Annotated in this window: 16 protein-coding genes and 1 riboswitch; of the genes, 7 read left to right on the top strand and 9 right to left on the bottom strand. The window is 67.3% G+C overall.

Annotation, left to right across the window (positions count from 1 at the left end; genetic code table 11):
* Positions 1 to 232 precede the first annotated feature (232 nt).
* Both BMX32_RS07865 and BMX32_RS07860 read left to right on the top strand, forming a co-directional pair.
* Entirely contained in the window at positions 233 to 1,522 is a 1,290-nt protein-coding gene (locus BMX32_RS07865; protein WP_089976563.1) for a sugar MFS transporter, read from the top strand.
* Between the two features lie 63 nt (positions 1,523 to 1,585).
* Positions 1,586 to 2,611 carry a LacI family DNA-binding transcriptional regulator gene (locus tag BMX32_RS07860; protein WP_089976559.1) on the top strand — a complete coding sequence of 342 codons (1,026 nt, stop codon included), beginning with the start codon at positions 1,586 to 1,588 and terminating at the stop codon, positions 2,609 to 2,611.
* A 216-nt stretch (positions 2,612 to 2,827) separates the two neighbouring features.
* Here the strand turns inward: BMX32_RS07860 and BMX32_RS07855 are convergent, their stop codons facing one another.
* From BMX32_RS07855 to zwf, 5 genes are all read right to left on the bottom strand, one after another.
* On the bottom strand, positions 2,828 to 3,682 hold the full coding sequence (locus BMX32_RS07855) for an EamA family transporter (protein WP_089976557.1): 855 nt from the start codon (positions 3,680 to 3,682) through the stop codon (positions 2,828 to 2,830).
* 93 nt (positions 3,683 to 3,775) lie between these two features.
* Entirely contained in the window at positions 3,776 to 4,420 is a 645-nt protein-coding gene (gene eda / locus BMX32_RS07850; protein WP_089976554.1) for a bifunctional 4-hydroxy-2-oxoglutarate aldolase/2-dehydro-3-deoxy-phosphogluconate aldolase, read from the bottom strand.
* A 16-nt stretch (positions 4,421 to 4,436) separates the two neighbouring features.
* Entirely contained in the window at positions 4,437 to 6,248 is a 1,812-nt protein-coding gene (edd, locus tag BMX32_RS07845; RefSeq protein ID WP_089976551.1) for a phosphogluconate dehydratase, read from the bottom strand.
* A gap of 124 nt (positions 6,249 to 6,372) precedes the next feature.
* Positions 6,373 to 7,074, bottom strand: coding sequence for a 6-phosphogluconolactonase (gene pgl, locus BMX32_RS07840; protein WP_089976550.1), 702 nt, complete (start codon positions 7,072 to 7,074; stop codon positions 6,373 to 6,375).
* Positions 7,071 to 8,543: a glucose-6-phosphate dehydrogenase gene (gene zwf, locus BMX32_RS07835; protein WP_089976547.1), complete on the bottom strand. Its 1,473-nt coding sequence runs from the start codon at positions 8,541 to 8,543 to the stop codon at positions 7,071 to 7,073. The genes pgl and zwf overlap by 4 nt, the downstream gene beginning before the upstream one ends.
* A gap of 234 nt (positions 8,544 to 8,777) precedes the next feature.
* On the opposite strand from zwf, the gene BMX32_RS07830 reads away from it, so the two are divergent.
* The 3 genes from BMX32_RS07830 to nagA are packed head-to-tail and all read left to right on the top strand — an operon-like array spanning position 8,778 to position 11,759.
* Positions 8,778 to 9,530, top strand: a complete 753-nt coding sequence (locus tag BMX32_RS07830) for a GntR family transcriptional regulator (RefSeq protein ID WP_089976543.1) — start codon at positions 8,778 to 8,780, stop codon at positions 9,528 to 9,530.
* A gap of 17 nt (positions 9,531 to 9,547) precedes the next feature.
* A complete protein-coding gene (locus BMX32_RS07825; protein ID WP_089976540.1) occupies positions 9,548 to 10,582 on the top strand; it encodes an SIS domain-containing protein in 1,035 nt (344 codons plus the stop codon).
* A 28-nt stretch (positions 10,583 to 10,610) separates the two neighbouring features.
* Positions 10,611 to 11,759: an N-acetylglucosamine-6-phosphate deacetylase gene (gene nagA / locus BMX32_RS07820; RefSeq protein WP_089976536.1), complete on the top strand. Its 1,149-nt coding sequence runs from the start codon at positions 10,611 to 10,613 to the stop codon at positions 11,757 to 11,759.
* A gap of 136 nt (positions 11,760 to 11,895) precedes the next feature.
* Here the strand turns inward: nagA and BMX32_RS07815 are convergent, their stop codons facing one another.
* Together BMX32_RS07815 and BMX32_RS07810 are read right to left on the bottom strand one after the other, a co-directional pair.
* The gene (locus tag BMX32_RS07815; RefSeq protein WP_089976532.1) at positions 11,896 to 14,916 is read right to left on the bottom strand and encodes a TonB-dependent receptor; all 3,021 of its coding nucleotides are present in this window, start codon (positions 14,914 to 14,916) and stop codon (positions 11,896 to 11,898) included.
* Positions 14,917 to 15,244: 328 nt separating this feature from the next.
* Positions 15,245 to 16,144 (bottom strand): N-acyl homoserine lactonase family protein, encoded by a 900-nt coding sequence (locus BMX32_RS07810; RefSeq protein ID WP_211664186.1) that lies wholly within the window; start codon positions 16,142 to 16,144, stop codon positions 15,245 to 15,247.
* Positions 16,145 to 16,250: 106 nt separating this feature from the next.
* Positions 16,251 to 16,475: riboswitch (cobalamin riboswitch) on the top strand.
* A gap of 142 nt (positions 16,476 to 16,617) precedes the next feature.
* Here BMX32_RS07810 and BMX32_RS07805 point away from each other — a divergent pair.
* Together BMX32_RS07805 and BMX32_RS07800 are read left to right on the top strand one after the other, a co-directional pair.
* Positions 16,618 to 18,498, top strand: a complete 1,881-nt coding sequence (locus BMX32_RS07805) for a TonB-dependent receptor domain-containing protein (RefSeq protein ID WP_089976524.1) — start codon at positions 16,618 to 16,620, stop codon at positions 18,496 to 18,498.
* A gap of 199 nt (positions 18,499 to 18,697) precedes the next feature.
* On the top strand, positions 18,698 to 21,883 hold the full coding sequence (locus tag BMX32_RS07800) for an efflux RND transporter permease subunit (RefSeq protein ID WP_089976521.1): 3,186 nt from the start codon (positions 18,698 to 18,700) through the stop codon (positions 21,881 to 21,883).
* Between the two features lie 97 nt (positions 21,884 to 21,980).
* Here the strand turns inward: BMX32_RS07800 and BMX32_RS07795 are convergent, their stop codons facing one another.
* Both BMX32_RS07795 and BMX32_RS07790 read right to left on the bottom strand, forming a co-directional pair.
* The gene (locus BMX32_RS07795) at positions 21,981 to 22,541 is read right to left on the bottom strand and encodes a DUF2239 family protein (protein WP_089976517.1); all 561 of its coding nucleotides are present in this window, start codon (positions 22,539 to 22,541) and stop codon (positions 21,981 to 21,983) included.
* 169 nt (positions 22,542 to 22,710) lie between these two features.
* Positions 22,711 to 23,487, bottom strand: a complete 777-nt coding sequence (locus BMX32_RS07790) for a dioxygenase family protein (RefSeq protein ID WP_089976513.1) — start codon at positions 23,485 to 23,487, stop codon at positions 22,711 to 22,713.
* Positions 23,488 to 23,612: the final 125 nt, after the last annotated feature.

Genomic DNA, 23,612 nt, shown 5'->3' with positions numbered 1-23,612 from the left:
CGCTTGGATCGTGTCAATTCCGTCACGCGGGGGTTGCCGCGTCGCCATCGGAACAGGATCAACGGCTTGACGCACTGCGACATCGAAAGTCGGCGGCCATGCCACAGGTCACGGAGGCCGGCCCGGCGGCAATTGACAACGTTGGGCACGTGCGCCGATAAAGAGACAACCACGGGACATCGGGCGGTGCCGCCGACCCGGTCGTTCCGGTCCATCACGAGGGGAAACACCCATGTCGTCCACTGCGATTGGCGTCGACGAGACGCGCCACTCCAGCCTGATCCCGATGATCATCATCGGCGTCCTGTTCTTCATCTTCGGCTTCGTGACGTGGCTCAACGGACCGCTGATCACCTTCGTGAAGCTTGCCTTCGACCTGGACGACGTCGGCGCGTTCCTCGTGCCCAGCGCGTTCTACCTGTCGTATTTCTTCCTCGCCCTGCCCTCGTCGTTCATCCTCAAGAAGACCGGCATGAAGAAGGGCATGGGCCTCGGCCTGTTCGTCATGGCGATCGGCGCCGTCCTCTTCGGCCAGTTCGTCACCATGCGCGTCTATCCCGGGGCGCTGACGGGCCTGTTCGTGATCGGCGCCGGCCTCTCGCTGTTGCAGACCGCTTCCAATCCTTACATCTCGATCCTCGGCCCCATCGACAGTGCCGCGCAGCGCATCGCGTTCATGGGCATCTGCAACAAGGCGGCCGGCTTCCTGGCGCCGTTCGTGTTCGGCGCCGTGGTGATGAGCAACATCGGCAGCTTCGACAAGCAGATCGCCGCCGCGACGGATCCCGCGCAGCGCGAAGCCCTGCTCAACGCCTTCGCCGCGAAGGTGCACCTGCCGTACATGGTGATGGCCGGCCTGCTGGTGGTGCTGGCGATCTGGGTGGTGCGCTCGTCGCTGCCCGAGATCCGGGCATCGCACGACAACTCCGAGCGCGCGATCGGTCATGACAAGGGCAGCGTCTTCAGCTTCCCGCACCTGTGGCTCGGCGTGCTCTGCCTGTTCGTCTACGTTGGCGTGGAAGTGATGGCGGGCGACGCGATCGGCACCTACGGCCAGGGCTTCGGCATGTCGCCGGAAGACACCAAGCACTTCACCTCGTACACGCTGTTCGCGATGCTGCTCGGCTATGTCGCCGGTCTCGCGCTGATTCCGAGGTTCATTTCGCAGCACACCTACCTGGCGATCTCCGCGGTCCTCGGCGTGCTCTTTTCGATCGGCACGTACGTGACCACCGGCTACACCTCGGTGGCCTTCGTCGCGGCGCTGGGCTTCGCCAACGCCATGATGTGGCCGGCCATCTTCCCGCTCGCGATCAAGGGCCTCGGCCGCCTGACCGAGTTCGGCTCGGCGTTCCTGATCATGGGCATCGCCGGTGGCGCCATCGTCCCGCTGATCTTCGCGCACCTGAAGCAGGTGTACGACTTCCAGGCCGTTTTCCTGGTGATCATGGCGGTCTGCTACCTGTACATCCTGTTCTATGGCGCGGTCGGCCACCGGATCGGGCAGCACCTGAAGAATTAAGCGTATTCGCGCCGCAACGGCGATCCGCTAGGATCGCCGTTCTGCTATCGAGGGGTCGAAAGTTTGCGTAGCCCTACCATCAAGGACGTGGCCGAGCGGGCCGGCGTGTCGCTGAAGACCGTCTCCCGCGTCATCAACCACGAGCCATCCGTGCACGCCCGTACCCGCGAGCGGGTGCAGCGGGCCATCGACGCGCTCGACTACCAGCCCGACCAGGCAGCGCGAAGCCTGCGCAGCCAGCGCACGTACGCGCTCGGACTCGTCTACGACAACCCGAACGCCCACTACGTGATCGCGATGCAGAACGGCGTGCTGTCGGTCTGCCGGGAGCGCGGCTTCGGCCTGCAGATCCACCCCTGCGACGCCTCGGCGCCACGTCTCGCCGAGCAGTTGGGCGACCTGGTGCGGCGCAACCGGCTGGCGGGCCTCGTGCTCTGCCCCCCGATGTCCGAGCAGCCGAAGCTGCTCACGGCGCTGACGGAGCAGAAGGTGCCGTTCGTGCGGATCATCTCCGCGCGACAGGATCCGAAGGACGGCTGGCCCTGCGTGTTCGTCGACGATCGCGACGCCGCCTATGCGATCACCGAGCACCTGATCCAGCTCGGGCATCAACGCATCGGCTTCCTCTGGGGTGGCAAGGAGCATCGCTCCAGTCCCGAACGCTACAAGGGTTACGAAGACGCGCTGCGCGCGTACGGCATCGCGGTCGACAAGCGCCTCGTCGTCGAAGGCGATTATTCGTTCGACGACGGTTTCCGCGGCGCGCGCAAACTCCTCGCGCTGAAGGAGCCGCCGACCGCGATCTTCGGCTCCAACGACGAGATCGCGGCGGGCGTGCTCGCGGCCGCGCGTTCCGGCGGGGTCGACGTACCGTGGGAGCTCTCCATCGCCGGCTTCGAAGACAGCCCGTTCTCCAAGCAGTCGTGGCCCGCGCTGACCACCGCGCGACAGAACACCGAGGAGATCGGACGCCATGCGACGCAGCGACTCATCGCGGAGATCGAACGCGCGGACGATCACGTGATCGACAACGAAGGGTTCAGCCCCGATCTGGTGGTACGCGGATCGACGGCGCCGCGAAGGCTCTGAGGCGCGGCCGGGAGATTGCTCGCGTGCGGGCGCGGCCTTGGCCGCGATGGGGCTCGCGGCAGGCACCCATCGCGGCCAAGGCCGCTCCCACACAAGCTCGCCGGCCACAACCCTGTGGGAGCGCGCTCGCGCGCGATGGGGCTCGCGGCAGCCCTCATCGCGGCCAAGGCCGCTCCCACACGAGCTCGACGAGGACGGAGCGCTTCCGTCCGCTCCTCAGGCGGTCGTCATCACCGCGATCGCGGCGATGGCGACCGCAAGTCCGAGCCAGTTCAGCCACGACAGCTTTTCGCGAAAGCCGAGTGCGCCCACCAGCGCACCGAGCACCACCACGCCGACGTTCATCGAGGCGAACACGAGCGACGGCGAGCCGGGCAGGGCCTGGTGCCCGCGTACGTAGAAAAGGATGTTGGCGAAGTTGGCGGCGCCCAGCAGCACACCGAAACCCACACTGCGCCACGACAGCGCCGCCTTGCCCATGAGCGCGCGAACGATCACGGCGATCCAGCAGAGCACCATCGCGATCAGGAACGAGGCCAGCAACGCGCTGGCGAACGGTGCACCGGCCTGTGCCACGAGCTTGAAGCAGACGTCGATCGCACCGAAGCCCGCGAACACGGCGAGCGGTGCCAGCATGCCGCCGCGGTCGTTGGCCGCCTCGGTGCGGCGACGCCACAACACGCACGCCACGGCGACGACCGCCAGGGCGATGCCCGTCGCTTTTGGCGCGGTGAGGGTGTCGCCAAGCAACGCGAACGCGGCGAATAGCGAAACGAATAGCGAGAGTCGCTGGGCGACGTCGGTGCGCACGATGCCCGCGGTGCGCACCGAGTGCGCGAGCACGACGAAGATCGCGGGGAGCAGCACACCGAGCAGCACGAGCGGCGTCCACGTGGCGGGCGCGTCGATGGCCGCCTGCGGCGTGGCGCCGAGCAGCATCGTGGCCAGCGTGGCGGCGACCACGTAATTCGTCGCGACGGCCTGCACAATGTCGACGTTCGCACGACGCGCGAGCTTGAGCAGCACCGAAACCGTCACGCTGAAGGCGACGGCGAGGAGGATGTAGATCATGGGGGCGGGGTAGCGGAGGCGACTAAGGAGTGCATGCTAACCCAGCCATCCCTGCCCGGTGGGAGCCAGCCTGCTGGCTCCCACCCATCGCGTTCAGCGCGACAGCTGCGCCGCTTCGCGGGCCAGGGCTTCGATGCCGGCCCAGTCCGACGCGGCGAGCTTGTCCGCCGGAGTCAGCCACGAGCCGCCGACGCAGACGACGTTCGAAAGGCCAAGGAACTCGGGCGCGTTGGCGAGACTGATGCCGCCCGTCGGACAAAAGCGGATCTGGGGCAGCGGGCTGGCCCAGGCGCCGATCAGCTTCGCGCCGCCGGCGGGCACGGCCGGAAAGAACTTCTGGAAGCGATAACCGCGTTCAAGCAGTTCCATCGCTTCGCTCGACGTCGCGGCGCCCGGCAGCAACGGCAGTTCCGAATCGTCGGCGGCGTCGAGCAGGCGCGGTGCGCTGCCCGGCGACACGGCGAACTTCGCACCGGCTTTCCAGGCGTTCTCGAGGTCGCGCGCGGTCAGCACGGTGCCGACGCCGACGACGGCACCTTCCACTTCGGCGGCGATCGCGCGCACCGCGTCGAGCGCGGCGGGCGTACGCAGGGTCACTTCGATCGCGGGGACGCCGCCGGCGACGAGCGCGCGCGCCATGCCCACGGCCTTCGACGCGTCGTCGATGATCACGACGGGGACCACGGGCGCGAGGCGCAGGGTGGATTCGACGCGCTGCTGCTTTGCTTCGTTGCTCATCTGCTACTCCGGTGGATCAGAAAACGCCCGCGCCCAGGTCGGCCGTGACGGCGGACTGGCGGAACATGGCGAAGAGTTCGCGGCCCATGCCGGTGTGATGCATGGCCAGGTCGACGTTGTCGGGAATGCGCGCGTTCCATTCGTCCGCGGCGACGAGCACCTCGATCGTGCCTTCGTTCGCGTCGAGGCGCACGATGTCGCCCGTGCGGATGCGCGCGATGGGACCGCCCGCTTCGGCTTCCGGCGTGACGTGGATGGCTGCGGGCACGCGACCCGACGCGCCCGACATACGCCCGTCGGTGACCAGCGCGACGCGATGGCCGCGATCCTGCAGAAGGCTCAGGGTGGGCGTCAGCTTGTGCAATTCGGGCATGCCGCGCGCACGGGGGCCCTGGAAACGGACCACGGCGACGAAGTCGCGGTCGAGTTCGCCGCGATCGAAGGCGGCCTTCACGTCGTCCTGTTCGTCGAACACGATGGCGGGCGCCTCGATGACCATGCGGTCTTCCGGCACCGACGACACCTTGATGACGCCGCGACCGACGTTGCCCTTGAGCATGCGCAGGCCACCGTCCTGGCGGAACGGTTCGGTGATCGATCGCAGCACGCCGCGATTGCCGCTTTCCTTCGACACCGGTTTCCAGACGAGCGCGTCGCCTTCCAGCACCGGCACGTTGCGGTAGTGGTGCAGACCCGGGCCCATGATCGTGTTCACGTCGCCGTGCAGCAGGCCGGCATCGAGCAGCTGGTCGATGAGGAAGCCCATGCCGCCCGCTTCGTGGAAGTGGTTCACGTCGGCGTAGCCGTTCGGGTACACGCGCGCCAGCAGGGGCACGACGGCCGACAGGGCATCGAAGTCGTCCCAGCGCAGTTCGACACCCGCGGCGCGCGCGATAGCGACGAGGTGCAGCAGGTGATTGGTGGAACCGCCCGTCGCATGCAGGCCGACCACGCCGTTGACGACCGAGCGTTCGTCCACGATGTGGCCGAGCGGCAGGTATGCGTCGCCGAGCGAGTCGATGGCGAGCACGCGCTCGACGGTGGCACGCGTGAGCGCGTCGCGCAGCGGCGTATCGGGCGCTTCGAAGCTCGCGCCGGGCAGGTGCAGGCCCATGATCTCCATCAGCATCTGGTTGGAGTTGGCGGTGCCGTAGAACGTGCAGGTGCCGGAGCCATGGTACGAACGCGCCTCGGCCTCGAGCAGTTCCGCGCGCGTCGCCTTGCCGGCGGCGAACGCCTGGCGGACCTTCGACTTTTCTTCGTTCGGGATGCCCGACGGCATCGGACCCGACGGCACGAACGCCGAGGCGAGGTGCCCGAAGCTGAGTGCGCCGATCAGCATGCCCGGCACGATCTTGTCGCAGATGCCGAGGTACAGCGCGCCTTCGTACATGTCGTGCGACAGCGAGACCGCGGTGGCCATCGCGATGAGGTCGCGCGAGAAGAGCGACAGCTCCATGCCGGGGCGACCCTGCGTGACGCCGTCGCACATCGCGGGCACGCCGCCGGCGACCTGCGCGGTGGCGCCGAACGAACGCGCCGTCTGCCGGATCAGCTCGGGATAGCGCTCGTATGGCTGGTGTGCCGAGAGCATGTCGTTGTACGAGGTGACGATCGCGAGATTGGCGGCGTGGCCGTTGCGCAGCGCGTCCTTGTCCTTCTCCGCGCACGCGGCGAACCCGTGCGCGAGGTTGCCGCACGAGAGGTGGTGGCGCTTCGCGCCCTTGCCGCGCGCGGCGTCGATCTTGGCGAGGTACGCGGCGCGCGAGTCGCGGCTACGCTCCACGATGCGCCGGGTCACCTCGGCGAGGATGGGATGGGTGGTCATGGCATGTTCCTGAGGCTTTGACCGCGCCACGTGCCTTGATGGCACGAGGCCGTCGTGTGGACCGCCGCCCCCCGGCGGGCGATCCGTGGCCGCGCGTCTGCCGCGCGGCGGTATGGCGTGGGTATCAGGGGGCCCAGTAGATCTCGACGGGCACCGTCGCGTGCTTCAGCACGGCACCGATGGGGTAGTCCTCGCCGGCTTCGGCTTTCGCGAGGATCGCCTTCTTGTCGGCACCTTCGATGTGCACGTAGAGCGCTCGCGTCGCGAGCACCTTCGGCAGCGTGAGCGTGATGCGCGGCTCGCCGGCGTCCGGCGCGCGCATCGAAAGCACCGTCTTGCCGCCTTTCGGATCGAGCGCTGCCTCGAGATTGTCGCCGCCCGGGAAGAACGATGCGGTATGGCCGTCGCCGCCCATGCCAAGGATCAGCACGTCGAACGTGCCCCCGAGCGCGTCGATGCGCGCGCCGACCGCGGCGAGCGCGGCGTCGACGTCGCCCTTGTGCGCCTGGTCGAACAGGGGAAGGAACGTCGCCGTGTGCGCTTCGTGGTGAAGCAGGTGCTCCGCGACGAGCCTCGCGTTGGAGCGGTCGCTGTCGGTATCGACCCAGCGCTCGTCGACGAGCGTGATCGTTACCTTCGACCAGTCGATTTCCTGCTCGGCGAGCACGGCGAACATCGCCTTGGGCGTGCTGCCGCCGGAGACGGCGATGCTGGCCTTGCCGCGTTCCGCGATCGCGGCGGCGAGCTTCGACGCGACATCGCGTGCGAGCTGGTCGGCGAGCGTGAGCCTGTCGGCGAATTCATGGCGTTCGATCTTGGCGTTCATGCGGCATCCTCGGCCCAGGTACGGCCATCGCGTTCGATGAGCGCCACGGCGGCGCTCGGACCCCAGGTGCCCGCGGTGTACGGCTTCGGCGTATCGCCGCTCGCTTCCCACGCGTCGAGGATGGGGCCGGCCCACTTCCACGCCGCTTCGACTTCGTCGCGACGCATGAAGAGGGTCGGATTGCCACGCACGACGTCGAGGATGAGCCGCTCGTAGGCATCGGGCTGCTGCACGCCGAACGCCGCCGCGAAGCTCATGTCGAGCGGCACGTGGCGCAGGCGCAGGCCGCCCGGTCCCGGATGCTTGATCGTCAGCCAGAGCTTCACGCCCTCGTCCGGCTGCAGACGCAGCGTCAGACGGTTGGGCAGCAGCGGGCCGCTGGCCGGATCGAAGATGGAATGCGGCAACTGGCGGAACGTCACCACGATTTCCGAAACACGGTTCGGCAGGCGCTTGCCGGTGCGCAGGTAGAAGGGCACGCCAGCCCAGCGCCAGTTGCCGATCTCCGCCTTGAGGGCGACGAAGGTTTCGGTGCGGGACTGGTCGCTGCCGAGCTCGTCGAGGTAGCCGGGCACGCCCTGGCCTTCGGCGGCACCGGCGCGGTACTGGCCGCGCACGGTCAGCTGACCCGCGTTGCGCGCATCGATCGGGCGCAGCGAACGGAGCACCTTGAGCTTTTCGTCGCGCACGGCGTCCGGCGCCAGCGACGACGGCGGCTCCATGGCGAGCATGCACAGCAGCTGGAGAATATGGTTCTGCACCATGTCGCGCAGCGCGCCCGAGCGATCGTAGTAGCCGGCGCGATGACCGACGCCGACGGTTTCCGCGACGGTGATCTGCACGTGGTCGATGTGCTGCGCGTTCCACAGCGGCTCGAACAGCGCGTTGGCGAAGCGCAGGGCGAGGAGGTTCTGCACCGTCTCCTTGCCGAGGTAATGATCGATACGGTACGTCTGCGATTCGCCGAAGACCTGGGCGACCGCGTCGTTGATCGCGTTGGCGCTTTCGAGATCGCGGCCGATCGGCTTCTCGAGGACGACGCGCGAGCGCTCGCCGTTCATGCCCAGCGAACCGAGACGCTGGCAGATGTCGGTGAAGATGTCCGGCGACGTCGAGAGATAGAACACGCGGATGTGGTCCGCCTTCTCGCCCATGAGCGTGGCGAATTCGTCCCAGCCGTCGGCCTTGCGGGCGTCGAGCGAGCGATAGCCGATCATGGCGATGAACGCGTCGAGCTGCGCCGGCACCACGTGCGACACGCCCTTCTCCACGGAGGAGCGGACGATGTCGCGGTAGGCCGCGTCGTCCAGGCCCTCGCGCGCCACACCGACGATCCGGCTGGTGGGCTGGATCTGACCGTCGACGAACCGGTGGTACATGGCCGGCAGCAGCTTGCGGACGGCGAGATCGCCGGTGCCGCCGAAGATGACCAGATCGAACGGCTCGATCGGATGAAGGGGAGCGCTCACGTCGGCGGCCTCTGGTAGGGAAGGATGCCTCAGGATCGTACCAGTGACATACCAGGACGTACCAGCCCCGTACCACTCGACGCGACCTTTCGCCGCCCTTAACGCCCCGAAAACATACCGGAAACGTTTCCACGGTTCATTTAGATCGTGCAAACGGGTGTTTGAATCGGCCGCTGGTATGCCCCAGGTTGCACGGTCTTGCCGCAGTGGTCGGGGATTGGTATCTTCACCGCCATGGAAAGCGCCCTTGTCGCCGAATACCAGCGTCTGCACCTCGATCCGGCGGTCCGGCAGCCGCTGGCGTACATGCGCCTGCGCCGCGCGATCCGGAACGTGATCGAAAACGGCGAGGTCCAGGTGGGCCACGCCCTGCCGAGCGAACGCGATCTGGCCAGGGCCCTCACCCTGTCCCGCGTCACCGTGCGCAAGGCGATCGGCGGTCTGGTCGAGGACGGCCTGCTGACTCAGCGACACGGTGCCGGCACGTTCGTCTCCGAACGCATCGTGAAGCCGCTGTCGCGCATGACCAGCTTCACCGAGGATCTCCGCGCCCGCGGCCTCAATCCGAGATCGGAATTCTTCGAGCGCGCCATCGGCGAGGTCACGCCCGAAGAGGCCATGGCGATGAACCTGTCACCGGGCACGCAGGTGGTTCGCCTGCATCGCCTTCGCTACGCCGGCGACGAGCCGCTCGCCATCGAGCGCAGCGCCGTGCCGCTCGATCTGCTGCCGGATCCGAGCCTCGTGGAGGACTCCCTCTACGAAGCCCTCGACAAACTGGGCAATCGGCCGCTCCGCGCGCTGCAACGCCTTCGCGCCGTGGTCCTCGGGCCCGCGCAGACTCGACTGCTCCGTCTCGGCGCCGGCAGTGCCGGCCTCAACATCGAACGGCGCAGCTTCCTCGACGACGGACGCATCGTCGAATTCACCTGCTCGTGGTACCGCGGCGACATCTACGATTTCGTCGCGGAACTGCAGAGCGACTGACGGGCACGACGCACCCCATGACGATCCATCCGCAAGACACCCTGATGTTCCGCGAAGCCCACGAAACCGCCGGGGTCGTGGAGCGCCAGCTCGCGCAGAACGAGGCCGTGGTCGCCGCGCTCGCCGCGCGCCTTCGCGCCAACCCGCCGCGCATGATCATCACGTGCGCCCGCGGCAGCTCGGATCACGCGGCCATGTACGCCAAGTACGTGTTCGAGACCCAGCTCGGCGTCGTCACCGCGTCGGCGTCGCCGTCGGTCACGTCGATCTACCACGCGAAGCAGAATCTCGACGGCGCGCTGTACATCGCGATCTCGCAGTCGGGCAAGAGCCCCGACCTGGTGCGCAACGCCGAAGCGGCGAAGAAAGCCGGCGCACTGGTCGTCGCGCTCGTCAACGTCGTGGAGTCGCCGCTGGCGGCGGTCGCCGACGTCGTCGTGCCGCTGCATGCCGGCCCCGAGACGAGCGTCGCCGCGACCAAGAGCTATCTCGGCGCGCTGTCCGCGATCCTGCACGTCGCCGCGCGCTGGAGCGGCAACGCCGCCATCGGCGACGCGCTCGCGGCACTGCCCGCGCAGCTGCGCACCGGGTGGGACGCCGACTGGAGCGCGCTGACCGATGGTCTCGTCGACGCGCACAACCTGTTCGTCGTCGGCCGTGGCTTCGGCTTCGCCGGCGCCCTCGAGGCGGCGCTGAAGTTCAAGGAAACCTGCGGTCTGCACGCCGAGGCGTTCAGTTCGGCGGAAGTGAAGCACGGCCCGATGGCGCTCGTGGGCCCGGACTTCCCGGTGCTGTTCTTCGCGCAGAACGACGACACGCTGCCCGGCGTGCTCGACGTCGCCGCCGAGTTCCGCAAGCGCGGCGCCAAGGTATGGGTCGCCGCGCCCGGCGCGACCGGCGATGGGGTGTTGCCGCTCGTCGCCACCGCACCGATCAGCGCGCCGCTGGTCACCGTGCAGAGCTTCTATCGTGCCACGGCCGCCCTCGCGCTGAAGCGCGGCTTCAACCCCGACGTGCCCCCGCATCTGAACAAGGTCACCGAGACCGTCTGACGGTCTTTCGCCGCTAAAGGAATCACGCATGACCATCGCCCTCGTCAACGGCCGCGTACTCACCGACAACGGGTTCCAGGGCGGCTTCGCCGTGCTGATCGACGGCGACCGGATCACCGGCCTGGCGCTGCCGTCCGATCCGCGCGTGCGCGCGGCGGAACGTCACGACCTGGGCGGCCGGACGCTTCTCCCCGGCTTCATCGACTGCCAGGTCAACGGCGGTGGCGGCGTGCTGTTCAACGACGCGCCGACGGTCGACACGATCCGCACGATCGGCGAGGCGCACGCGAAGTTCGGCACCACCGGCTTCCTCCCCACCTTGATCAGCGACGACGCCGACGTGATGGCGAAAGCCATCGACGCCGTGAACGCGGCCGTCGAGCAGGGCGTGCCGGGCGTGCTCGGCATCCATCTCGAAGGCCCGTTCATCGCGCCCGAGCGCAAGGGCGTGCACGACCCGGCCAAGTTCCGCATCGCGGGCGCCGAGGACATCGCGATGGTCGCGCGTCGCCACGGTGGCGTGACGTTGCTCACGCTGGCCCCCGAGCGCGCGTCGCCCGAGGTGCTCGCGCAGCTCGTCGGGAACGGCGTCATCGTCGCCGCGGGCCACACCGCGGCGGATTACGAGACCACGCGCAACGCGCTGGCCACGGGCGTGCGCGGCTTCACGCATCTGTTCAACGCCATGACGCCATTCACCAGCCGCGAGCCCGGCGTGGTCGGCGCGGCGCTGGAAGACGCGGGCAGCTGGTGCGGTCTGATCGTCGACGGCCACCACGTGCATCCGGCGTCGTTGCGCGTCGCGATCGCTGCGAAGGCGCGCGAGAAGATGATGCTCGTCACCGACGCGATGCCGCCGGTGGGTTCGGACAACCCGAACTTCGTGCTCAAGGGCGAAACGATCACGGTGCGTGACGGCGTCTGCCAGACGGCCGACGGCACACTCGCCGGCTCCGCGCTCGACATGGCGACCGCGCTGCGCAACACGGTGAACATGGTCGGCGTGCCTTACGACGAGGCCGCGCGCATGGCGTCCACCTATCCGGCCGCGTTCCTCGGTCTGGCGACGACGCACGGTCACATCGCGGCCGGCTACCGCGCCGACTTCGTGGTGCTGGACGATACGCAGCACGTGGCGGAAACCTGGATCGGCGGCGTGCGGGTCCATACGGCCTGAAGATCCTGGTGGCTCCCACCCGATCCTTGACCTCTCACCCATAAAAAAGCCGGCGCTCCGCGCCGGCCAATCTGGGGGGATCATCGTTCGTAAGCGCGCCCGGATACGTCGTCCGGGCGCGCTCGGTTCCCGCTCTTCAGAGCGAGAAGTCGTAACGCACGCCGAGGCGGAAGTAACGCGGCGTCTGATAGGCCACCGGACGACGATAGTCCGGATTCACGGCCGGCAGGCCCGTCGTGTCGTCCACGGTGTCGAGCTCGCCCGTGTCGATCTGCGCGACCGTGCGCTGCTTGCCCGCGAGGTTGAACACCGCCGCGGTGAAGGCCAGCGGCTGCTTCGCACCTGCCCACATCGGCCGGTATTCCGCGTTCAGGTCGAGACTCCACGTCCAGGGCAGGCGACCCTGCGAACCGCGCGGGGCCGGCTGGAAACCGCACTCGAAGTACGAGGCTCCGTACTGGATCGCGTCGACCGGATCCTGGCCGAGGCAGTTCTTCGGACGACCGGTGGCCATGGCGACGTTCGCACCGATCAGCCACTCCGGCGAGGCCTGCCAGTAACCGTACGCCTTCAGCTGATGCGTGCGGTCGTTCGGCAGCGGGCCGTTCGAGTACTGCATGATTTCCGGCGCATCCCAGTCCTGCGTCACCGACGGATCGATCTGGCCGATGTCGGACTTGAGCTGGCCTTCCGAGTTGCCGTAGCTGCGCGAGAACGTGTAGTCGACGCGGGCGTACCAGTTATCCGCGAGCTGATGCTCGAGGTAGAGCTCCAGCGAGTAGTACTTGCGCTTGAGGTCCGGGAACGCGACGCCTTCCGGCGACGTGAAGTCGTCCTTGGTGAGCGCGAACGGCACGAGCGTGCCCTGGCTGTCGATGTCGACGAGGAACGTGTTCGACTTGCCCGGGTTGAACAGATAGCAGCCCGGGATCGAGGCGTTCGTCAGGTCGATGCCGTTGCGGGCGGCGTACTTCTCGAACGGTCGCGAATCGCAGAAGTCGTCGATCGAGCTCTTCAGCTTGCGCAGTGTCGCCTTGGCGCCAAAGCTCCAGTCGGCGTTGATCGCCTTGTCGAAGCCCAGGATGTATTCGTCCTGGAAGTACGCGTCGATACCCTGCGATGCGATCGTCTTCGGGTTCAGCGGCGTGCCGTCTTCGCCGTTGAGGTAGGCGCGCGTGCCGATCTGCTGGATTCCCGTAGGCTCGCCGTTCGGGGCCACGCCGGTGTACGTGTAGTACTCGGAGTAATACGTCGACGCGGACGCGCCGCGGATCGCGACGTTCGACGGGATGGCGAGGTGGTAACGGCCCGCGTTGCCGTAGATCTTGAACGTGGAGTCGCCGAACACGTCCCAGGTCAGGCCGAGTCGCGGCGCGAGCTGGTGACGCTGCTTGACGTAGGTTTCGCCTTCGCCGTTGATGTTCTTGAACTGCTCGTTGCGCAGGCCGATGGACGCCAGCCAGCGGTCCGTGATCTGCCACTTGTCTTCGATGAACTGCGCTTCCTGCTCAACCTTGACGCTCGCGCCGGTGAGGAACAGACGCTTCTGCGCGTAGTAGTCGACGCCCGGCGGGCGGACGATGCCGCGGCTGGGAATGTTGCCGGCCGGGCCGTACACCCAGCGATAGCCACCTTCGTAGACCTGACCGGAATACGACTCGAGCGTCTGGTTGTCGACGCCCGCACGGATGTCGTGGTCGCCGGCGATGTACTCGACATCGAAGCGCCAGCCGTGGGTCTTGTCTTCCGCGCCATTGCCGAGGACGGTGTTGTTGACGAGGCCGCAACCCGTGATCTGCTCGGCCGGGAGACCGCGGTTGTCGGTGATCCACGGGCAGTTCGGGTTGCTGGCGTAGACGAGGTCGCGCTGGTGCACGGTCTTGCTGTGGCCGTACAACGCGTTGATGGTGAGGTTGTCGGTGATGTAGCCGGTGTACTTGCCGACGTAGACGTCGCCACCCGGTGCGGCACCGGCCAGCGCGTCGAAGTTCTTCAGGTTGTCGGTACCGATGTAGCCGCCGCGTGCGCCGACGTCGTAGTCGTAGGCGTAGACGCTGCGCTCCACGTTGCTCTTGTCGCCGAAGCCGGTGACTTCGAGCAGGTGGTTGTCGGTGATGTTCCAGTCGACCTTGGCCAGCCACTTGGTGGCCTTCGACTCCTGATAGGTGCGCTGCGGCGCCACGATGCTGCTGGTGTTGCGGCTGTCGGAGCGCGTGAAGTCGCCGGCCGCGTACAGGAACAGCTTGTCCTTGATGAGCGGGCCGCTGATGTAGCCGGTGTACTGCACGTCGGTGCTCTTGTTGCGGCGACGGTTCTGCCACAGCGTGCCGTCTTCGCGATAGATGCTGCGGGGCGTCTGGCGCAGGCCCTGCGGCGTCACGTACAGGCCGAGGCCGGCCTTCCACTCGTTACCGCCACGCTTGGTGACGATGTTGATCACGCCACCGGTCGAGCGACCGTACTCCGCGCCGTAACCGCCGGTGAAGATCTGCTGCTGGTCGATCGCGTCGAACGGCAGGCTGACGAAGCCGAGGCCGGTGAGCGCGTTGGTGACCGAATAACCGTTGATGTAGTACTGGTTCTCCGACGCGGACGAACCACCGAACGATGCCACGTTGCCGTAGCGCGCGTCGCCGGCGACGACGCCGGGCGCGAGCAGCGCGGCGGCGGTGACGTCGCGCGCGATGGGAATCTTCTGCAGCTGCTGGGAAGTGAGCACCGTGCGCGAATCGACCGACGAGACGTCGATGGCCGGCAGGGCGTTGCCGGTGACCTGCACGCCTTCGAGGTTCTGCGCCTCGGTGCTGCTGGCGACGGCGTTGCCGAACGAGACGTCCACGCCGCCACCGATGTTCACCTGCACGTTGTCGCGCGTCTCGACGACCTGGCCGCCGCGAAGCACGGTGACCTTGTAGACACCGACGGGGAGCGACGTGGCGCGATAGCGGCCGTCGGCGTCGACATTGATGTCGCGACCGGTGCCGGTACCGACGTTGGTGAGGCGGACGGTCGCGCCTTCCGGCTGGGCGACGCGGCCGAAGACCACGCCCGAGGCGTTGGACTGGGCCATGACGGCGCCGCTGGCGAAGCAGAGGGCGAGGGCGGTGCAGAGGGCGGATCGGCGGATCGCTACGGCGCGATGGGCGGAACGTTGCATGTTTGTCTCCCCAGGAAACTGCAAGGAACGCCGGTCGCAAAGCGCGGACCGGACGTCGTTCGCGATCGCCGTAAACCGCATCGCTGCCGTCCTGTCCCACCCCTGGGAATCCGGACCGCGGGATGCTGCCTCCCCGTGGCGTAGAAAATCGCCCCCTACGGCAATCCTTTACGGTTGTAATCGAATCATTTTGCGATGGTCAAGTGCATGTTAAGACCAGTTTTGTGAACGCCATATTTCTCAACAACTTAAATGTAAATTGCGGCACGCCGGATGCGCCCGCCCATCGGTGGGCGGTCGACTCACGAGGCTGGAAGGGGGTTGAACGTCAGTCGTAGAAGGCGGGCAGCAGCTTCAGCGCATCTTCCTGCGCCTTGTCGTGATTGATGAATATCCGGGCGCGGTAGGTTTCGATCATCGCTTTCACGTGGTCCATGGAGGCGACCGACGCGGCTTTGTCGGTATTGAGCGATGGCACGATGTCGTGCTCGAGGTTGTCGGCCGAATGGGCGACGTCGCCGGACAGGATGACGAAGCCCGTCTTCCTCAGGTGCACCAGGAGCGACTGGCTGCCGGGGGTGTGGCCCGGTGTGGAGACGAGCATCACGCTGCCGTCCCCGAAGACATCCGTGTCGCCATCCAGCAGCCGCAGGCGTTTTGGCGAACCCATGAGCTGGCGGGCGAGGGCTTTCAACTGGTTCACGTTCGCGTTCGCACCGTCGGGCGAGCGGATCCATTCGTATTCGGCGCGCTGAATCAGTACGGTCGCATCGGGAAACAGCGCGACGTTGCCGATGTGATCGCCGTGCGTGTGCGATACCGCCACGTAGGCGACATCGCCCGTCGTCAGGCCGATGGCGGCCAGCTGGGCGGTGATCGACTTGTCGAGGTGGTAGACGATCAGCTTCGGCAGCGTCGACCATCCCCTGGGATCGTTCAATGCGCTCTCCGGCACCCCCGTATCCCAGAGCAACCATTCGCCGCCGTGCCTGATCAGCCAGCACGTGGACGAGAAGCGGACGCGCTTTCCGATGTTCTTTCCCGGTGTCCACACCGACTCGTCGTTGGCAAGCGAATCGCCGCAATCGAGTCGGTAGAGCCTGTCCGCGAAGCCGGCCTTCGCCGGGTCGGGCAATGGGGTCGCGGCGCGGACGACCGACGCCCCGGCCAGGACGAGCACACCGATGGCGAGGATCGACGACAGTCTGGCTTTGAGAAAGGGTGTCACGGCACGTCTCCATCGCATCGACCGGCGGGGTGCGCATGGATCGAATCTAGGCGTCCGGCCGTGCGCCATCTTGCAAATTTCCGTGACTTTCAGTGCCTTGCGCTGGTAGCATCCGCGCCGTTCGGGTGTCCCCCTCGGGGGGATTAAACGGGAAGCCGGTGCGCCACGTCGTGGCAAGGCCGGCACTGCCCCCGCAACGGTAAGCGTCCGGAAGGCCCATGGGCTTCCGCGGAACCGGTCATGCGCCACTGCGAAAGCGGGAAGGCACCGGGTCCGGCCACGAGCGTGGCAGGCGCGAGTCCGGAGACCGGCCCGATGAGCGACCCGCCCCCGTGGCGGGCGCCTCTGTTTCGGTCGATTCGCGGAGGGCGGATCCGGACAGCCTCCGGGATCGCTCCCGTGCGCCGTTCGTCATGCCTCCTCCGCGGACGACTCCCGCATTGCCGCGTCACGCGGCGGAGGAAGACGGTTCCATGAAGAAGACCCTGCTCGCGACGGCCCTGTTGTCGTCGATCGCCATCGCGCACGCCGCCGACGCCCCCGAACGTCTGGACCCGGTGGTCGTCACCGCCAATCGCGCGCCGACGCCGCTGGACGAGGTGCTGGCGCCCGTCACGGTGATCACCCGCGACGACATCGAGCGCATGCAGCCGGTCGAGCTGCGCGACCTGCTCACCGGCCTGCCGGGCGTCAACGTCGCCAACACCGGCGGCATCGGCCAGCAGACGTCGCTGTTCATGCGCGGCACGAACTCGGCGCACACGCTGGTGCTCGTCGACGGCGTGCGCGTCGGCACGGTCGGCGCCGGCCTGCCGGCGTACGAGCAGCTGCCCGTCGGCCAGATCGATCGCATCGAAGTCGTTCGCGGGCCGCGCTCGGCGCTCTACGGGTCCGACGCCATCGGCGGCGTCATCCAGATCTTCACCCGCCACGGTCAGGCGGGCGAGGCGCCGAGCCCGTCGCTGTCCGTCACGGGCGGTAGCCACGGCTACACGGCCGGACAAGTCGGCATCTCCGGCGGCACGGCGCACGGCTGGTACAACGCCAGCCTCGGCGGCCAGTACACCTCGGGTATCAACGCCTGCCGCATCGGCGCGGGCACGGCCTTCCAGGGCTGCTTCACCGACGAACCGGACCACGACGCGTACCGCACCTACAACGGCGCGCTGTCGGGCGGCTACCGGTGGGACAACGGCACGGAACTCACCGGTAGCTGGCTGCGCAGCAAGGGCGACATCGAATACGACGGCGACTTCCAGAACCTCACCCGTCGTTCGCAGCAGGTGGCCGGCACGAAGCTCGCGTTCGACGCGATGACCGACTGGCGCATGTCGATCAGCCTCGGCCAGAACCAGGACCGTGCCGACAACTACCTCAACGGCGCGGACAAGACGCTCGACTTCGTGAACTACGGCGTCGACAAGGCGCGCGTCGGTTACCTGTATTCGAAGCGCAACCAGGCGTCGTGGCAGAACGACTTCACGCTGGCCACGGGCCAGACGTTGTCGGTGGGCGTCGACTACCAGCAGGAGAAGCTGAAGAGCGACGGCGGGTATCTCGAGGACACGCGCGACAACACCGGCGTGTTCGCCCTGTACCAGGGCGTGTTCGGCCCGCACGAGATCCAGCTCTCGGCGCGCCACGACCACAATACGCAGTTCGGCAATCACACGACAGGTTCGGCCGCCTACGGTTTCCGCTTCGACAACGGCATGAAGATCACCGCGTCGTACGGCACCGCGTTCCATGCGCCGACGTTCAACGACGCGTTCTATCCGTACGGCGCCCCGGTCGATCTGAAACCGGAAAAGTCGCGCACGGCCGAGATCGGCCTTTCGGCCCGGCCGGGCATCTGGAACTGGGCGGTCAACGCCTACCAGACGACCGTCGACGAGCTGATCGGCTTCGATGCCAACTTCCTGCCGATCAACGTCGACGAGGCGCGCATCCGCGGCCTCGAGGGCCAGGTGGGCGCCGATGTCGACGGGTGGCACGTACGGGGCTACCTGACGTTCCAGCAGCCGGTGAACCGTGGCGATGGCCCCCAGAAGGACGACCTCCTGGCCCGCCGCCCGCGCCGCATCGCGCGCGCCGACCTCGACAAGGACCTGGGCGCGTTCACGGTGGGTGGATCGATCCTGGCCTCGGGCTACAGCTACGACGACGCGGCCAATACCCGCCGCCTCGGCGGCTACGCCACCGCCGACGTGCGCGCCACCTGGCACCTCGACACCGCCTGGAGCGTGCAGGGCCGCGTCGCCAATGTGGCGGACAAGCGGTACGAGACCGCGTCGTACTACAACCAGCTGGGTCGTACGTATTACCTCACCGTGCGCTACTCGCCGGTGCGTTGAGCCTTACCGAAGGGTCGGCGGGAGCCAGCCCGCTGGCGACGGGTGCTCGCGACAAGCTCCCTTCGCCAGCAGGCTGGCTCCCACCGGACCACCCCCTGCCTTCCGGCAGGGTCCCCACTAAAGGCACAGGCGACGAAATCGCCGTAACGTCATAAAGTTCGCGGGCGCGGGGACTCTTCCCGCGATCACAGGAAGTGTCGTGAACTTTTTCGCACCATTCATCCGCCGGCCGATCGGCACCTCGCTGCTCGCGGCGGGCCTTACCCTGGCAGGCGCCATCGCCTACATGCTGCTGGGCGTGGCCGCGTTGCCGTCGATCGAAGTACCGGCGGTGTTCGTCAGCGTGCAGATGCCGGGCGCCAACGCGCAGACGATGGCGTCCACGGTGATCGCCCCGCTGGAACGCCACCTCGGTCAGATCCCCGGCGTCGACCAGATGTATTCCAACAGCTCGGAGAACTCCGGGTTCGTGCGCGTGCGCTTCACCATGGACCGGTCGACGGATGCCGCCGCGCGCGACGTGCAGGCCGCCATCAACGCGGCCGCCGCGGACCTGCCGGCCGGCATGCCGACGCCGCCGCAGTACTTCAAGTTCGATACCGGTCAGATTCCGGTGCTGCTCGTGGCGATGACATCGAAGACGATGCCGCCGGACAAGCTCTTCGACGTGGTGGACACGCTGATCGCGCCGTCCGTCGCCCAGATCGACGGCGTGTCGCGCGTGCAGGTGTTCGGCGGCACGCCGCACGCCGTCCGCATCGAACTCGACACCAATGCGCTCGCGTCGAAAGGACTGACCACCAACGACGTGTCGAACGCGCTGCACGCGGCCAACGTCACGTCGCCACAGGGCGTGCTGTCCGACGGCCATACGCAGATGACCGTGGTCGCGAACGATTCGCTGCGCGATCCGTCGGACTTCGGCAACATCCTCATCGCGGTGCGCAACGGCATCCCCGTACGCCTCGCCGATATCGCGAAGGTCTTCAGCGGCCAACAGGACCAGTACCAGAAGGCGTGGTTCCAGGGCGAGCGCTCGGTGACCATGCAGATCAGCAAGCGCCCCGAAGCCAACTCCATCGCCACCGCGGAGGCCATCCGCGCCGCGCTGCCACGCTTCCGCTCGCTGCTGCCGGCCGACGCGCAGGTCACGCCAATCTTCGATCTCACGCAGACGACCCAATCCGCGCTGCACGAGGTGAAGATCGCGCTACTCATCAGTATCGTGATGGTGGTGCTGGTGATGATGGTGTTCCTGCGCCGTCTCGGTCCGACGCTGATCGCCACGCTCAGCGTGCCGCTGTCCCTGGCGGGCGCGTTCGTCATCATGTGGGCGCTGGGCTATACGCTCAACACCATGTCGCTGATGGCGCTCGTGCTGTGCATCGGCTTCGTGGTGGACGACGCCATCGTCGTCATCGAGAACATCGTCCGCCACATGGAGAACGGCGCGAAGCCGATGGAGGCGGCGCTCGAAGGCGTCCGCGAGATCGGCTTCACCGTGGTGTCGATCACCCTGTCGCTCGTGGCGGTCTTCGCACCGCTGCTGTTCGGCAACAACATGATCACGAAACTGCTGCGCGAGTTCTCCGTGACCCTCGCCGCCGCCGTGCTCATCTCCGCGATCGTGTCGCTGACGCTGACGCCCGCACTGTGCGCGCACTATCTCAAGCACGACCGCCCGGATCGCAAGCCGGGCCGGATGGAACTCGCGCTCGAGCGCTTCGATCGCGGTTTCCTCGCCTTTTACGAACGCGGCCTCGACTGGGCCATGCGCCATCGGCGGCTCATGCGCTGGCAGCCGCTTATCCTGCTCATTGCGACGTTCCTGCTCGGCATGGCCGTGGTGAAGACCGCCGGTGGCAATTTCATGCCCGAGGAAGACACGGGCATGTTGCAGGCGGAGGTGACGGCCGACGCGAACATCTCGCCCGACGAAATGACCCGCCGCCTGAAACGCGTCGGCGACATCATGCAGAAGGACGCCACGGTGGCCGACGTCACCACCATCCTTGGCGGCGACAACGGCGGTGCGGTCGGTAATTCAGGCATGGTGTTTGTCGACCTGAAGCCGAAGGGCAGCGGGCCGGACGAGCGCCGGGAATCGATGAAGGAAATCATCGCGCGGCTGGGCAAGGAATACGAGAAGCTCTCCGACGTGCAGGTCTTCATGAATCCCGTTCAGTTCCTCGGCGGCGGGGGCGGCAACAGCAATCGCGGCCAGTATTCGTTCCAGCTGATCAGCACCAGCGGCGAAAGCCTGCAGCCGTGGACGCTCAAGCTCGTGCGGCAGATGCGCACCATGAAGGAGTTCAAGGACGTCGGCAGCGACTTCGACATCGTCGGCAAGCAGCAGATGGTGAAGGTGGATCGCGACGCGGCGTCGCGGCTGCTCGTCGGCATGGGCGATATCGACTCGGCGCTGTTCAATGCGTTCGGTCAGCGCCAGGTGTCGATCATCTACTCGGACATCAACCAGTACTGGGTCGTGCTCACGGCGGCCGCGGCGCAGACGATCAGTCCCGAGGCGCTGCTCAATACCTATGTGAAGACCCAGGCCGGCAAGATGGTGCCGTTGTCGGCGGTGGCGAAGATCGCGCCCATCGCCGTGCCGAACGCGGTCACGCACCAGAACCAGCTCGAGTCGGCGGACATCACATACAACCTGGCGCCGAAGGTCACGCCGGATCGCGGCAACGCGCTGGTGGAGCAGGCGGTGCAGACGATCCAGCTCCCGTCGGGCATCCGCATGGATTTCACCGGCGCGAACCAGCGCATCCGCGACGCGCAATCGAACGGCATGGTGCTGCTGATCGGCGCGATCGTCGCCGTCTACATCGTGCTGGGCATCCTCTACGAGAGCCTCGGCCATCCGCTGACGATCATCTCCACGCTGCCGGCCGCCGGTGCGGGAGCGTTCCTCGCCATGCTGGTCACGCAGACGCAGCTGACGCTGATGGCGATCATCTCCGTGCTGTTGCTGATCGGCATCGTGAAGAAGAACGCGATCCTGATGGTGGACTTCGCCCTGGTGGCCCAACGCGAGCAGGGCATGTCGCCTGTCGAGGCGATCCGTCAGGCGGCGCTGGTGCGTTTCCGTCCCATCACCATGACCACGCTCGTCGCGATGGGCGCGGCGCTGCCGCTGGCCATCGGTTTCGGTGTCGGTTCGGAGATGCGGCGCCCGCTCGGTATCGCCATCGTCGGCGGCCTGCTGGTGTCGCAGCTGCTGACGCTGCTCAGCACGCCGGCCATCTACCTGTGGAACCACGATCGCAAGGAGCGGAAACACCGTCGCATGCTCAAGCGTCGGTACAAGCGCTGGCTGAAGATCCGCAAGCAGCGCGACAAGGACTCGGGACGGTTGATTCCGAGCGAGGCGTAAGAGGTTCGTTCACGCGTCGGTGGGAGCCAGCCTGCTGGCGAAGGGTGCTCGCGGCAAGCACCTTTCGCCAGCAGGCTGGCTCCCACCAGGCATCGTCCTACGGCGTCGCCCGGTCGTGCAGCAAGGCGATGTAATCCCGCACATCCGCCGGCCACGCGCCAACGATCTCGGCGAACGCCCCGGCTTCCCCGCGATGGAACGCCCGCGAGGCGTCCTCGTACCCCGGCAGATCGCCGGCGAGCGCGAACATCACGCGGTCCACGGCTTCGCGCGCCTGACGGGTGCGGTCCGCTGGCGCACCATCGCGACTCGCGGATTCGACGAGCCGGCGCAGCGCGACCGACGCGCCGCCCGGCTGCGCGGCGAGCCAGTCCCAGTGCCGGGGCAGCAGCGTCACTTCGCGCGCGACCACACCGAGTTTCGGACGCCCCGGACCGCGTTTCGCGGCCTGCGCCTCGCCTGGGGTGGCGAGGCGAGCGAGCACGTCATGCGTGGTCCCGCGGTAGTCGATGTCGACGGCACGGCCGGTCGCATCGTCGTACACGATGGGCATGGCGTCTGGGCTGGCATCGAGCACGGCCTTGCATCGTTCGGCCACGGCGGCGAGCGATCCTGCGGCGAGGCGGGTGTGCGAGTGGAAGGCGGTGTAGGTAGACATGCCGATATATTACCCGGGCTAAATTATCGGTGCAATATGTTCCGGGTAAAAATGTAGCCATCGCCAGCAGGCTGGCTCCCACCTGATCGTTGCTACGGAGCGGGGTGCTTGCGGGAGCGGCCTCGGCCGCGATGGGTGCTTGCCGCCCTGCCGCTACCTGCGCGGCGGCCTACGCCACACCCCACGCGTACGAATCCATCGACAGCACGCCATACGTGATCCCGCCATCGATAACCATCGGCGCATCGTCTTCGGCCGCACCGCGCGCTACGAGCAGCGGCAGGTAATGCTCCTCGGTCGGATGCGCGCGGATCGCGCTCGGCGCGACCTGCCGGTAATCGCGCAGGGCGTCGACGTCGTCGCCGAGCACGGCATGGCGGCTCCACGCGGCGAACGCACGGGCGTATTCCGCCGTGTCGCCGTCGCGGCGGACTTCGTAGAGGTTGTGCGTGAGGCTGCCGGAACCCACGATGGCCACGCCGCGGTCGCGCAGGGGCGCGAGTGTCCGCCCGAGCCGCAGCGCCGTGGCCGTGTCGAGGTTGTGCGGCATGGACACCTGGATCACCGGCGTGTCCGCATCCGGGCGCAGGTAGCGAAGCGGCACCCACGCCCCGTGATCGTAGCCGCGCTCGTCATCCACCGTCGCGACGAAGCCGCCCTCGATCAGCAGCGACGCCGTTTCGGCGGCGAGTCCCGGCGCACCGGGCGACGGATAGGTCAGCGCGTACAGCGGCGGCGGAAAGCCGCCGAAATCGTGGATCGTCTGCGGCCGCGCGGACCCGGTCACACGGATGCCGCAGGTCTGCCAGTGCGGCGACACCACGACGATGGCACTGGCGCTGGCCAGCCGCTCGCCGAGTTCGGTCAGTCGCGAGCCTAGGAGACCGGGCTCGAGCGCGAACGTGGGGGCACCGTGGGAGACGAAGATCGCAGGGGCGCGGAACATGGGAGTCACCGGAAGAACGTGGCCTGATGCCACCTTCTACAATGTATGCGCGCGACGATCCGGGATAAATCGTCGTGCGAAGAACGGATTGGATCGCTGGGTGAACGACCTGCAAGGCCGGTCCT

The organism is Luteibacter sp. UNCMF331Sha3.1 (assembly GCF_900109915.1).
Taxonomy (GTDB): Bacteria; Pseudomonadota; Gammaproteobacteria; order Xanthomonadales; family Rhodanobacteraceae; genus Luteibacter.
The sequence above is the reverse complement of the archived record's forward strand: the minus strand, read 5'-3'. Positions and strand labels throughout refer to the sequence as shown.